This window comes from Mycolicibacter senuensis, assembly GCF_002101885.1.
Classification (GTDB): Bacteria; Actinomycetota; Actinomycetes; order Mycobacteriales; family Mycobacteriaceae; genus Mycobacterium; species Mycobacterium senuense.
In genome coordinates this window covers 159500-171912 of record NZ_LQPS01000043.1, presented here as the reverse complement: position 1 = coordinate 171912, position 12413 = coordinate 159500, and the positions used below count along the sequence as shown (strand labels likewise).

At 66.6% G+C, this 12413-nt stretch carries 12 protein-coding genes; 6 read left to right on the top strand and 6 right to left on the bottom strand.

Going from position 1 to position 12413, the window contains the following annotated elements; genetic code table 11:
- Positions 1 to 210: 210 nt before the first annotated feature.
- The 3 genes from AWC24_RS15100 to AWC24_RS15095 all read left to right on the top strand — a co-directional run bounded on the left by AWC24_RS15100 (position 211) and on the right by AWC24_RS15095 (position 2917).
- The gene (locus tag AWC24_RS15100) at positions 211 to 786 is read left to right on the top strand and encodes a hypothetical protein (protein WP_085086245.1); all 576 of its coding nucleotides are present in this window, start codon (positions 211 to 213) and stop codon (positions 784 to 786) included.
- Between the two features lie 178 nt (positions 787 to 964).
- Positions 965 to 1147 carry a hypothetical protein gene (locus AWC24_RS22535; protein ID WP_163705288.1) on the top strand — a complete coding sequence of 61 codons (183 nt, stop codon included), beginning with the start codon at positions 965 to 967 and terminating at the stop codon, positions 1145 to 1147.
- Positions 1148 to 1264: 117 nt separating this feature from the next.
- Positions 1265 to 2917: a hypothetical protein gene (locus AWC24_RS15095; RefSeq protein WP_085086243.1), complete on the top strand. Its 1653-nt coding sequence runs from the start codon at positions 1265 to 1267 to the stop codon at positions 2915 to 2917.
- 139 nt (positions 2918 to 3056) lie between these two features.
- Here AWC24_RS15095 and ilvC read toward each other — a convergent pair whose 3' ends face one another.
- The 5 genes from ilvC to AWC24_RS15070 form a co-directional block, all read right to left on the bottom strand.
- Positions 3057 to 4070, bottom strand: coding sequence for a ketol-acid reductoisomerase (gene ilvC / locus AWC24_RS15090; RefSeq protein WP_085086241.1), 1014 nt, complete (start codon positions 4068 to 4070; stop codon positions 3057 to 3059).
- Between the two features lie 48 nt (positions 4071 to 4118).
- The gene (ilvN, locus tag AWC24_RS15085; protein ID WP_083039088.1) at positions 4119 to 4631 is read right to left on the bottom strand and encodes an acetolactate synthase small subunit; all 513 of its coding nucleotides are present in this window, start codon (positions 4629 to 4631) and stop codon (positions 4119 to 4121) included.
- Positions 4631 to 6496, bottom strand: coding sequence for an acetolactate synthase large subunit (locus AWC24_RS15080; protein WP_085086239.1), 1866 nt, complete (start codon positions 6494 to 6496; stop codon positions 4631 to 4633). The genes ilvN and AWC24_RS15080 overlap by 1 nt, the downstream gene beginning before the upstream one ends.
- Positions 6497 to 6698: 202 nt before the next feature.
- Positions 6699 to 7565 carry a metal-dependent hydrolase gene (locus AWC24_RS15075; protein WP_085086237.1) on the bottom strand — a complete coding sequence of 289 codons (867 nt, stop codon included), beginning with the start codon at positions 7563 to 7565 and terminating at the stop codon, positions 6699 to 6701.
- Complete coding sequence (locus tag AWC24_RS15070) at positions 7562 to 8227, bottom strand: TetR/AcrR family transcriptional regulator (protein WP_085086235.1); 666 nt, start codon at positions 8225 to 8227, stop codon at positions 7562 to 7564. Before AWC24_RS15070 ends, AWC24_RS15075 begins: the two co-directional genes overlap by 4 nt.
- Positions 8228 to 8395: 168 nt before the next feature.
- On the opposite strand from AWC24_RS15070, the gene AWC24_RS15065 reads away from it, so the two are divergent.
- Positions 8396 to 8734 carry a PH domain-containing protein gene (locus AWC24_RS15065; RefSeq protein ID WP_085087091.1) on the top strand — a complete coding sequence of 113 codons (339 nt, stop codon included), beginning with the start codon at positions 8396 to 8398 and terminating at the stop codon, positions 8732 to 8734.
- A gap of 45 nt (positions 8735 to 8779) precedes the next feature.
- Here the strand turns inward: AWC24_RS15065 and AWC24_RS15060 are convergent, their stop codons facing one another.
- Positions 8780 to 9490 (bottom strand): DoxX family membrane protein, encoded by a 711-nt coding sequence (locus tag AWC24_RS15060; protein WP_109560491.1) that lies wholly within the window; start codon positions 9488 to 9490, stop codon positions 8780 to 8782.
- Positions 9491 to 9753: 263 nt separating this feature from the next.
- Between AWC24_RS15060 and AWC24_RS15055 the strand changes: the two genes are divergently transcribed.
- Both AWC24_RS15055 and gjpA read left to right on the top strand, forming a co-directional pair.
- Positions 9754 to 10875, top strand: coding sequence for a PQQ-dependent sugar dehydrogenase (locus AWC24_RS15055; RefSeq protein ID WP_407663414.1), 1122 nt, complete (start codon positions 9754 to 9756; stop codon positions 10873 to 10875).
- A gap of 317 nt (positions 10876 to 11192) precedes the next feature.
- The gene (gene gjpA, locus AWC24_RS15050; RefSeq protein ID WP_085086231.1) at positions 11193 to 12242 is read left to right on the top strand and encodes an outer membrane porin GjpA; all 1050 of its coding nucleotides are present in this window, start codon (positions 11193 to 11195) and stop codon (positions 12240 to 12242) included.
- The last annotated feature ends 171 nt before the right edge of the window (positions 12243 to 12413 follow it).

Sequence of the window (12413 nt, the reverse complement as noted above, 5' to 3'; positions counted from 1 at the left end):
CTGCGGCTGGAGCGCGCCTGAACCGGAGCACTTTGATCGGCGACCATATTCCGAAGGCACAGACCTACCGGGGCCATAAGCCGTAGTTTCCACTAATTTTTAGCTAAGTATGGACTTTCTTGCACTTGAGTGTAATCTCAGTTCGTCTATGACGAACGTCACACACGACGAGCGTCGCGACGCAGATCACATCCCGTTAGAGGAGCAGCCATGAACGCCACCCTTCGTCCGTTTGCCCTGGCGGGCGCCGCGCTCATCGGCGCTGGCGCAATCGCCGCCACACCCGTGATCGTCGCACCCGTGCACGTGCCGATATCGGCCATCGAACTCACCGCCGACGACAGCGGCGCGTTCGATGGCGTATTGGGCTCCCTCGGCGACATTCTGAACAATCTGCTGGGTGGCCTGAACCTGTCGGAGCTCATCTCCGACATCTTTGGCGGCCTGAACCTGTCCGAGCTCATCAGCGACCTCTTCGGCGGCCTGAACCTGTCCGAGATGTTGGGCGACTTCTTCACCAACTTCGACTTGTCCAGCCTCTTCAGCGGCATCACCGACTTCTTCGCCAACTTCGACCTGTCCGGCATCTTCAGCGGCATCACCGACTTCTTCGCCAACTTCGACCTGTCCGGCATCTTCGCCGGCATCACCGACTTCTTCGCCAACTTCGACCTGTCCAGCCTCTTCAACGGGATCGGCGACTTCCTCGCCGACCTCGACTTCTCGGAGCTGCTGGGCGGCCTGGATCTGTCCGGCTTGCTCGACGACGTGTTCGGCATGCTGTAAACCGGCGGCGCCGAACATAGCGGTGCCCGTGTCGACCTCGGGTTCAGCCGCACCCGTGACAACAACTGAGTGGCCCCTTTCATGGAAGGGGCCACTCGTTTCGCTGGACTGCGTTCGCCACCGTAGCCGTTGAGCGCCAACAACTTCGACAGCCTATGAGTCTTCCCAGACATCAAGCGTGCCCCTCGTTGTCGTCGTCTTCGAACAGCGGCCGGATGCCGTGGCGGCCCGGATCTCGTCGTTGCTGATTCCGGCGGCCACCCTCGGCCACGACTGCGCGTCCGCGCCGACGACGAAGTCGATCAACACCGGGCGGTCGGCACGCGGCCGACTCGGGCCCGGACGCTTGAAAGGTTTCTGACGTTGGAGAATATTTCTAATGCTCTTCCTATGTTACTCAAGAGTATGTAGGGTGCCCTCTGAGTCAGTCCAGAACATGTAACCCAAAACGATGGGTACCCGGAAGAGGAGTTCCGACATGCAACACCGCACCCTTTGGGCGGCAGGCGCCGCTAGCAGTGGCCTCCTGGCCACTGCGTTCCTGTCAGCGGCGGTCGCCGTCGCCGAGACCGGCGCCGACAGCACCATCACCGACAACGCGTTCACCATCGGCGCCTTCACCTTCGACCCGGGCGATGACGGATACACCTCGATCCCCCCGCTGTCTCAGCTTTCTCCGCTGTTGGGCATCGGGGGCGCCTCGATCAACCAGTCGCTGACCTCAGCTGGGCTTGCCCGGCAGGACTTCGACGTCTACGGCAACGACGGCACCGCGCTGGGAACCGTCGAGACCAACGTCAACGTGCAGAACCTGTTGGGCATCGAGTCCATCCAGCTGCGGGTCATCGACGCCGACGGCGGCACCGACGCCGCGGGCCTGCCGGCGGTCGGCACGGTCTACAGCGTCACCGACCTGGGTGGCGGCTTCCAGAACATCTACATCGCCACGCCGGGCGCCGACGGTGGCCCCGGCACCGTCACCGATGTGCTGGTGACCCCGCTGGGCAACATGAACCTGGACTGGCTCTTCGCCGGCTACGACGCCACCCACGGGCTCAACCCCGGCGATGCCTTCGCCGGCCTGGGCGCCGGAACCGGCGAGTTCAGCGAACACGCCTTCACCATCGACGGCACGACGTTCGACCCGGGCGCCAGTGGGTTCCACGAGGCCAACGAGCTGTTCGGGATCGCGCCGCTGATGAACCTCGGTGGCGGCGTCGCCGTGCTCGGCGGCATCTTCGAGCTCCCGATGTACAAGCAGGACCTCGACATCTACGGCGCCGACGGCACCGAACTCGGGACCGCGCACACCACGGTCAACACCCTCAACCTGCTGGGCATCGACGCCACCCAGTTCACCGTCACCGGCAGCGACCTTGCCGACGGTGGCGAAGGCGGCCTGCCGGCTGACGGGACGGTGTACTCGGTCACCAACCTCGGCGGCGGCATCATGAATATCTACACCGCGGTCCCCGGAGCCGACGGCGGGTCGGCCACCATCACCGACACTTTGGTGACCCCCTGGGGCACCACCGACCTGAGTTCACTGTTCGCCGGGTTCGACGCCACCCAGCCGCTTGACCCGGGCGCTGCGCTCACGGCGCTTGGCGTCGGTGCCGGTGACTTCGGCGAAGACGCCTTCACACTCGGCGGTCTCACGTTCGACCCCGGCGCCGACGGCTTCGCCGGCATCAACCCGATGTTCGGTGTCGCCCCGCTGCTGGCGATCGGTGGCGGTGAGCTCGCCGGCTCTGCATTGGCGCCCCAGGATCTCTTCGTCTACGGCACCGACGGCAACCTGCTCGGCTCGGTCGAGACCGCGGTGAATGTCTCGAACCTGTTCGGCATGATCGAGACCACCCAGTTCACCGTCACCGGCGGTGAGTTCGAAGACGGTGTCACCGCCGGCCTGCCCGCAGACGGCACGGTCTATTCCGTGACCGACCTGTTCGGCTGGACGAACATCTACCAGGCCATCCCCGGTACCGGCGACGATGCGGCGAGCATCTCCGACGTGCTGGTGACGCCGTTCGGCAACATGGACCTGAGCTGGATGTTCAGCGGGTTCGACGCCACGGCGGCATTCGACCCGGGCGACATCCTCGCCGGACTCGACTTCGATCTCGGCTAGAACCGCGGGCTACGCGAAAACCCCACCTGGCGAAGCCGCCAGGTGGGGTTTTCGTTTTCGCTGTTGCGCCGCCACGGCTCCCGGATGTCCGAAAGGCCACGGAGCGGGCGCCCCTACCCCGCGCTCGCGCTGAAGGGGGTCAGGCGGTCTCGGTAATGGGCCGGTCCACCCAGCTCATCAGGTCCCGGAGCTTCTTGCCGGTGACCTCGATCGGGTGCTCGGCGTTGGCCTTGCGCAGCCCTTCGAGCTCCTTGTTGCCGCCTTCGACGTTGGCCACCAGGCGCTTGACGAACGTGCCGTCCTGGATGTCGGCGAGGATGTCGCGCATCCGCTGCTTGGTGTCGGCGTCGATCACTCGCGGACCCGACACGTACCCGCCGAACTCAGCGGTGTCGGAAACCGAGTAGTTCATTCGGGCGATACCGCCCTCATACATCAGGTCCACGATCAGCTTGAGCTCGTGCAGCACCTCGAAGTAGGCCATCTCCGGGGCGTAGCCCGCCTCGACCATCACCTCGAAGCCGGCCTTGACCAATTCCTCGGTGCCACCGCACAACACGGCCTGCTCACCGAACAGGTCGGTCTCGGTCTCCTCCTTGAAGGTGGTCTTGATGACCCCGGCCCGGGTGCCACCGATGCCCTTGGCATACGACAGCGCCAGCGCCTCACCGTCACCGCGCGGGTCCTGCGCGACCGCGATCAGCGAAGGCACGCCCTTGCCGTCGACGAACTGCCGGCGCACCAGGTGCCCCGGCCCCTTCGGGGCGACCATCCCGACGGTGATGTCGGCTGCCGGCTTGATCAGACCGAAGTGGATGTTGAGTCCGTGGCCGAAGAACAGCGCATCCCCGGCCTTGAGATTGGGTTCGATGTCGGTTGTGAAGATCTCGGCCTGGGCGGTGTCGGGTGCGAGCAGCATGATGACATCAGCCCAGGCGGCCACTTCCGCTGGCGTGTCGACCTCCAGGCCCTGCTCGGCGACCTTGGCGCGCGACTTCGACCCCTCCTTGAGGCCCACCTTCACCTGCACGCCGGAGTCGCGCAGGCTCAGCGAGTGCGCATGGCCCTGGCTGCCGTAACCGATCACGCCGACCTTGCGACCCTGGATGATCGACAGGTCGGCGTCGTCGTCATAGAACATCTCAACTGCCACTTTGTGTCACTTCTTTCTGTTCGTTCTTCGATGAAGTATTCGCGGGGACTACTTGGCCGTGCCGATGCCGCGCGGACCGCGCGACAACGATACGAGACCCGACTGGACGATCTCGCGGATGCCATAGGGTTCCAGCACCCGCAGCAGTGCCTCGAACTTGGCCGGGGTGCCGGTGGCTTCGATGATCAGCGACTCCGGCGAGACGTCGATCACCCTGGCGCGGAACAGGTTCACCGCCTCGATGATCTGCCCGCGGGTGCCGGCGTCGGCGCGGACTTTGATCAACGCGATCTCGCGGGAGACCGAGTTGTCGTCCTCCTGCTCGACGATCTTGATGACGTTGATCAGTTTGTTGAGCTGTTTGGTAATCTGCTCCAGCGGGGTGTCCTCCACCGAGACGACGATCGTCATCCGTGACATGTTCTTGGTCTCGGTGGCACCGACGGCCAGTGACTCGATGTTGAAGCCGCGCCGGGAGAACAGCGCCGCGACCCGCGCGAGCACGCCGGGCTTGTCCTCGACCAGCACCGACAGCGTGTGGGTCTTCCAGGCGGTGGTCATCAGGCGTGCCCCTCGTTGTCTTCATCGTCGAACAGCGGACGGATACCGCGGGCGGCCTGGATCTCGTCGTTGCTGGTGCCGGCGGCCACCATCGGCCACACCTGCGCGTCGGCGCCGACGATGAAGTCGATCACCACCGGGCGGTCCGTGATGGCCCGGGCCGCCTTGATCACGTCTTCGACGTCTTCTTCACGCTCGCAACGCAATCCGACGCAACCGAATGCCTCGGCCAGCATCACGAAGTCGGGAATGCGGTGTGAGTGGGTGGCCAGGTCGGTCTGGCTGTACCGCTCCCCGTAGAACAGGGTCTGCCACTGCCGCACCATGCCCAGGTTGCCGTTGTTGATCAGCGCGACCTTGATCGGGATGCCCTCGATCGCGCAGGTCGCCAACTCCTGGTTGGTCATCTGGAAGCAGCCGTCGCCGTCGATCGCCCACACCTCGGCGTCCGGGCGGCCCATCTTGGCCCCCATCGCCGCCGGGATCGCAAAACCCATGGTGCCCAGTCCCCCGGAGTTGAGCCAGGTGCGCGGCTTCTCGTATTTGACGAACTGCGCCGCCCACATCTGGTGCTGACCCACGCCGGCGACGTACAGCGCTTCGGGTCCGGCGATCTGGCCCAGTTTCTCGATCACGAACTCCGGACCGAGGCTGCCGTCGCTCTGCGGCCCGTAGCTCAGCGGATAGGTGGAGCGCACATCGTCGAGGTAGCCCCACCAGTCGGTGAGTTCCAGTTCGACCTTCTCATGGCGAAGCGCGGCGATCAGCTCGGTGATAACGGCCTTGACGTCGCCCACGATCGGCACGTCGGCATGCCGGTTCTTGCCGATCTCGGCCGGGTCGATGTCGGCGTGGATGACCTTGGCGTCCGGGGCGAACGAGTCCAGCTGGCCGGTGACCCGGTCGTCGAAGCGGGCGCCCAGGGTGATCAGCAGATCGGAGCGCTGCAGGCCGGCCACCGCCGACACCGTGCCGTGCATACCGGGCATGCCCAGGTGCTGGCGGTGACTGTCCGGGAAGGCGCCGCGGGCCATCAGGGTGGTGACCACCGGGATGTTGGTCAGCTCGGCCAGCTCACGCAACTCCGCGCAGGCCTCGCCGCGGATCACCCCGCCGCCGGTGTAGAGCACCGGCCGGCGCGCCGCGGCGATCAGCTTGGCGGCCTCGCGGATCTGCCGGTTGTGCGGTTTGGTGGTGGGTTTGTAGCCGGGCAGGTCCAGTTTCGGCGGCCAGGCGAAGGTGCACTGACCCTGCAGGATGTCCTTGGGGATATCGACCAGAACTGCTCCGGGCCGTCCGCTTGCCGCGATGTGGAATGCCTCGGCGATCACCCGGGGGATGTCGTCGCCGTTGCGGACCAGGAAGTTGTGCTTGGTGATCGGCATTGTGATGCCGGAGATGTCGGCCTCCTGGAAGGCATCGGTGCCGATCAGGGACCGGCCGACCTGCCCGGTGATGGCAACCACCGGAATCGAGTCCATCTGCGCGTCGGCCAGCGGGGTGACCAGGTTGGTGGCGCCCGGTCCCGAGGTGGCCATCATGACGCCGACCCGCCCGGTAGCGTGCGCGTAGCCGCTGGCGGCGTGCCCGGCGCCCTGCTCGTGACGGACCAGCACGTGGCGCAGCTTCTTGGAGTCGAACAGCGGGTCATAGACCGGCAGCACCGCACCGCCGGGGATGCCGAAGATGACGTCGACGTCGAGTTCCTCCAGCGACCGGATCACCGACTGGGCACCGGTGAGCTGCTCGGGGGCGACGGGCCGGGCCGCGGGTTTGGCTTTCTCGGCGGCGGGGGTCCCGTTGGCCGGCTGCGGCCCCTCGGTTGCGGCCGACCGCTGCGACGGTCGCGTGGTGGGTGCGCTCACGGTTTCCTCTTTGTCTCTGGTGATCTGGACTGGTGGCAACAAAAAACCCCCGCCAGCTCAGCTGCTGCACGAGGGTTGCGCGTTGGTGGTTGAAAGCTCAGGCAACAACCAACGCGCAGGGGGCTACTACGAGCATGCCGTTGTCCATAGCCGAAGACGGTAGTCGCTGGACCCACCAGGGTCAAATGGCCCCGGCGGGTGCTCAGTGCAGGTGGTCGACGAGCGAGCCGCGTTCGCCGAAGAGCTCGGACTCCCAGCGCCCCAGCAGCACGCTGTTGTCGTGGTCGTCGGGGTGGAAGCCGGGCCGCAGGTAGTCGCCGAGCCGGCGAAAGACCGCGCGGGTCAAAAACGGTGAGTGCCGCAGCGCGGCGAAGCTGCGGACCAGGCGCACCGGATGGTAGGCGGCTCGGTCGGAGAACAGCGAGATGATGGTGTTCATCGTGACCGCGATGGGAAAACTGAACCGGATGACGCGCATCGTCCGGATCCGCCGGGTCTCGTCGCCACCGACCGCGCGGTAGACGTCGAACGCCACCGAGCGGTGCTCGGATTCCTCGACGGCGTGCCACAGCAGCATCGACCGCACCTCCGTCGTGCCGAGCAATTCCTGGGCCCGCTCATCGGCGAGCAGGGTCTCGGCGAAGACCGCGGTGAAGTGTTCGAGTGCGGCCGTGATCGAAAGCCGGGTCAGCGGCGAGAAACGTCGCTCGGCCGCCTTCAGGCGACGGTGCACCAGTCGGTCGATCCGGCGGGTCGGGTAGCCCATCTGCTGCAGCCGCTCATTGAGCGCTCGGTGCTCGCGGCCGTGGGTGACCTCCTGGCCGATGAAGCCCTTGACCTGATCCCTCAGGACCGGGTCGGTGATATGGGCGGCGTAGTGGCGCACCGAACGAATGAAGAAGTCCTCGCCTTCGGGGAACACCGCCGACAGGTGCGCGATCATGTGGCTCATCACCAGGTCGCCCTGCACGAAGTGACGCTGCAAGGCCGCCACCGGGTAGTTGAACCGGATGCGGCGCGGCTGCACCGCCGGATGCGTGGAAGGCCGGCCGCTGTTCTCGACGGTCATGACGTCTCCTCCGGTTGTTCAGCTGTTGGTTGTCGATCTGCCGGGCCGGCCACCAGCGGCCGGGCCAGCGTCTTGAAGGTCTCGAGGATGTCCTCGGGCGGCACGGGTTCGTAGCCGTCGATCGACCGCGACATCGCCAAGCCGTTCATCAGCACGAATGCCATCTGCAGGCCGACGCGTGAGGGCGGGGCAGCGGCTCCGGCGGCGTCGGCCGGCCCGAGCAGTTGGTCGTAGACCCGCTCGCAGGCGTCGGCGAACTGGCGATCGGTTGCGATGACGGCCGGCGCCAGGTCCGGGTCGGTGCGCGCCGCCACCCACAGTTCGATCGTCGCGGTGAAAGTCGGGCCGGAGAACATCGACCACAACAGGTCGAATGCTTCGTCGAGCTTGTCGGCCGCGGGGTCCAGGCTCGCCATCAACACCTGGAACTCCTCGATGCGGCGGTTGAGCGCGAACTCGATGGCGGCGGTCAGCAGGCCGATCTTGGTCGGGAAATGTCCTTGCAGCGCCCCTACCGAGACCCCGGCCCGACGGGCCACCTCGGTGGTCGTGGTGCCTTTGAAACCCACTTCCACCAGCGCGTCAAGCGTCGCGTCCAGCAGCGCCCGCCGAGTCTCGGCGGTCCGCTCCGCCTGGGTTCGGCGGGGTTTGGTCGGTGGCACGCGACCATCATGTCGTACAAAAAATAAGTCGTCAATATTTTTTTAGCGGGGTTGGTCGTCTCCCCAGCTCATCCGCCCGTCCGTACCCGATCGGAACGGCGGTGACATCATGCGGGGGTGCCCTCCGCATCACACGATCCCGAACCGTTGGTGATCCGCATCTCCCCGATGGCCCACTTCGCGGTCGGCTTCTTCGCCCTGGGCCTGCTGATCCCGGTGATGACCTGGCCACTCACCGCGCCGCTTCTGCTGCTACCGGTGCTGGTCTCGGCGCTGATCGTGCGGTGGCGGACCGTCGCCGACGCCGAACAGGTCACGGTGCAGACCCTGCTGGGAAGCCGGTCGGTGAGCTGGGATGACATCGCCGGCCTGGGGTTCAGCCGGGGTAAGTGGGCGCGGGCGCACCTGCGCAGCGGCGAGCGGTTGCGCCTGCCGGCGGTCAGCTTCGCGACGCTGCCACTGCTCACCGAGGCCAGTGGCGGGCGGGTGCCCAACCCGTATCGGTGAGGCCGTCCTCGACTCCGGCCCGCCGGATGCGCACTGCCGGAAAAGCTAGGCCAGCGGGTTCGCCCCGTTGAGGAACACCCACATCGCCACGCCGCCGGCGACCCCGAGCAGCAACGCCGCAACCGACCCGATGAACGGGCGCCGGGCCCAGCCGCGGTCACCGTCGAGCCCGTAGCGGCCCGGCCCGACCAGCACGATCGCCACCGCCACCACGATCAGCATGATGTGGTACTCGTGGCCGTCCGGCAGGAAGTAGGCGAAGCGCCCCTGACTCTGCGCGGAGACACCGGCGAGCACACCGTTGATCAAATAGGCCAGGGCGCCGGCGGCGGCCAGCGGCGTGAACAACCCGAGCACCAGTAGCAGACCGGCGGCGATCTGCCCGCCGCCGGCGGCGTAGGTCAGGATGTCGGCGTGCTGGTAGCCGACCTCGGCGATCGAGCTCTTCAATCCGGTCAGTCCCTGGCCGCCCCACCAGCCGAACAGCTGACGCAGCCCGTGGGCAACCAGCGACACCCCCAGGCCCAGCCGCAGGATCAGCAGACCCAGATCCTGGGTCCCGCGACGGTCCTCCACCCGGAACGGGTCGTCGGCGTCCGCATCAGCGCCACCGGAACCGATCACCCGCCCGGCGGTGGCCTGCGGCTCGGCGTAGGGCAGCGGGTTGTAGTCGCCACCGAGCGGGCGCGCACCGGTCGGGTCGTAGGGCGGGATCGCCGCAGTCTCGAAATCACCGGTGTAGGTCGGCGATGGCATGTCGTCCTCCGGATCTACCAGACGTGCCGACTTGGGACGTCCTTTGCCTGCGTCGCCAGCATCACCCGGCCGACGCCAGTGTGAGCCCTCACCTTGACTCTTCACCCTGCAAGGGTAAGGGCAACCCCCGCGGGATTGGGGATTTGAACGGCTTCGTTAGCGAATCGATTCCGGCCCGGTGCAGCCGGGGCGAGGCGCCGCCGCGGTGATGCCGCGGCGGGCGTCGTGGCGAAACCGGACCCGGTATCCGTACCCTGTCGGGCATGCGGATGCGCAGGGCGGTTCTCCGGGTGCCTGTCGTGCTGGGCGTGGCCTTGCTGGCTCTGACCGGTTGCGCGCATTTCGACGACGCCCAATCGCAGCCGTTCACCACGGTGCCGCGCCGCGGGATGGCGCCCACCACGACGCCTCCGCCGCCCCCGCCGCTGCCCGCCAACCCGTTCCCCAAGCAGTGCCCGGCCCCCGGGGTGATGCAGGGCTGCCTGGAGAGCACCAGCGGGTTGATCATGCACGCCGACAGCAAGTCGGCGTTGGTAGCCGAACGGACCACCGGCGCGGTCAAGGAGGTCTCACTGACCGCCGAGCCCAAGGTGAAGACCGTCATCGGTGTCGACCCGGCCGGCGATGGCGGGTTGATGGACATCGTGCTGTCGCCGACCTACCGGCAGGACCGGCTGATGTATGCCTACATCAGCACCCCCACCGACAACCGGGTGATCCGGATCGCCGACGGCGACGTGCCGAAGGACCTCTTGACCGGCATCCCCAAGGGCCCGACGGGCAACACCGGCGCGCTGATCTTCACCAGCCCCACCACGCTGGTGGTGCTGACCGGGGATGCGGGGAACCCGGGCGCGGCCGCCGACCCGGATTCGATGGCGGGCAAGGTGCTGCGCATCGAGCAGCCGACCACGATCGGACAGGCCGCCCCCACCACCGCGCTGAGCGGTCTGGGCGCCGGCGGCGGGTTGTGCATCGACCCTATCGACGGCTCGCTCTACGTCACCGACCGCAGCCCCGGCGGCGACCGCCTGCAGCGCATCACCAAGGACTCCCATGTGTCGACGGTGTGGACGTGGCCGGATAAACCCGGCGTCGCCGGTTGCGCCGCGATGGACGGGATCATCCTGGTCAATCTGATCGACACCAAGCAGACCGTCGCCGTGCGACTGGCCTCCGGTACCGGTTCGGTCACCAGCGAACCCGAGGTCATGCGTCAGGACACCCACGGCCACGTCTGGGCTGTCGAGATGTCGCCGGACGGCAACGTCTGGGGTGCGACGGTGAACAAGACCGCCGGCGACGCGGAGAAGCTCGACGACGTGGTGTTCCCGCTGTTCCCATCGGGCGGCGGTTTCCCGCGCGCCAACGACGACAAAGACTGAGCAACGATTCGCTGACCTGAACGCCTACTAAGCGATCTCAGCCCAAGGTTCGTCTCTGCCCGAAAACACGGTCGCTCGTGTCGCCTCCGCGTGAACCGGAAGACGGCGCTGACTCGGCCGCGGACGCCACCGCCGGAATCCGCCAAATCACTACTAACTGGGGTTTTTCCTGGGAGCAAGTCCGACGATACGCACCATAGTCCGGCATCTGGTCACGGTCGTGTCAAACAAATCGGCCGCCATTGGCACCTAAGCTACTTTCAAGTAACCTTTCATCCGCTGTGCCACCTGTCACATAAATTGTAATTAGGAGCCCCATGCAAAACGTTGTTCGCTCGCCGTTGGTCATCGCCGCCGCGGCGCTCGCCGGCGCCGGCGCCATCGCCGTCGCCCCGGTCACCACCCCGCTGCCGAGCCTGCCTGCCGGCAACTCGCCCGCGGTGGTGCTGACCGCGGACTTCGATCCGTTCGCAGCCTGGCAGGACATGTTCGACACCGCCAAGACCAACGCCACCACCCTGTTCGACCAGATGTCCGCGGCCCCGATGGTGGCCGGACAGCAGCTGATCTACGACCTGATGCACGGCGTGAACATCGACCCGCAGGCCATCATCGACGCCGTTGTGCAGCCCAGCATGCAAACCGACCTGCCGATGTCACCGCTGCTGCTGAGCAATGACGCGCTGCAGGCACTGATCACACTGGTGCTGCCGCAGTACATGCCCGAGGACTTCCCCCTGTCCACCGATGAGCTGACGCCGGTTCTCTCCTTCCTGGCGTCACCGTTCAGCGGTGTGCTGATCGGTGCGCTCGGCCCGTCCATCAGCCCGCTGATTGCGCTGAGCAACAGCATCAGCGACATCAGCACCGCACTGTCCGGCGACAGCCCGGACTGGACGGCGGCGCTGCAGGACATCGCCAACCTCCCCGCCAACATGGTCGGCGGGCTTCTCAACGGGGCCACGCTCAACCTGGACGCGCTGCTGCCGAGCCTGACGGAGGCCGGCCTGCTGTCCGCGGACCTGGACGTCTCCGCGCTCAGCTACACCTTCGGCGGGCTGCTGTCCCCCGGCGTCACCGGTACCGACGTCGAGGGCTTCGTCAACTTGATCAACGATGGCAGTTCCCCCGGTATCGGCGGCTCGATCATCAACGGACTGGGACTGACCACCGGGCTCATGGGCTTCCCGCTGGTGGTCGACGGCCACGGCGTCGGCCTGCTGGGCGCTTGGCAAAGCCTGCAGGAGATCATCGCCAACGCTCTGGGCTGGGACGGCGTGGGTAATCCGCTCGACGATCTGGCCGGCAGCGGCAGCTCCGCGGCGGGCGACCTGCTCGCCGATCTCGTGAGTTCGATCGGCCTGTAAGACCTTCCCCCGGCGCGGCAGTGGCCCCTTTCGATCCCGAAGGGGGCCACTGTCGTTGTCGACGCCGCCGGATCGGTTCTCACCAAAGCTTTACCGACCCCGCCCGACCGCCTTAAATATCCGGCCTACCTTGGGAGTCATCTAGGGAAAAGGATGACGACACAATGTTGA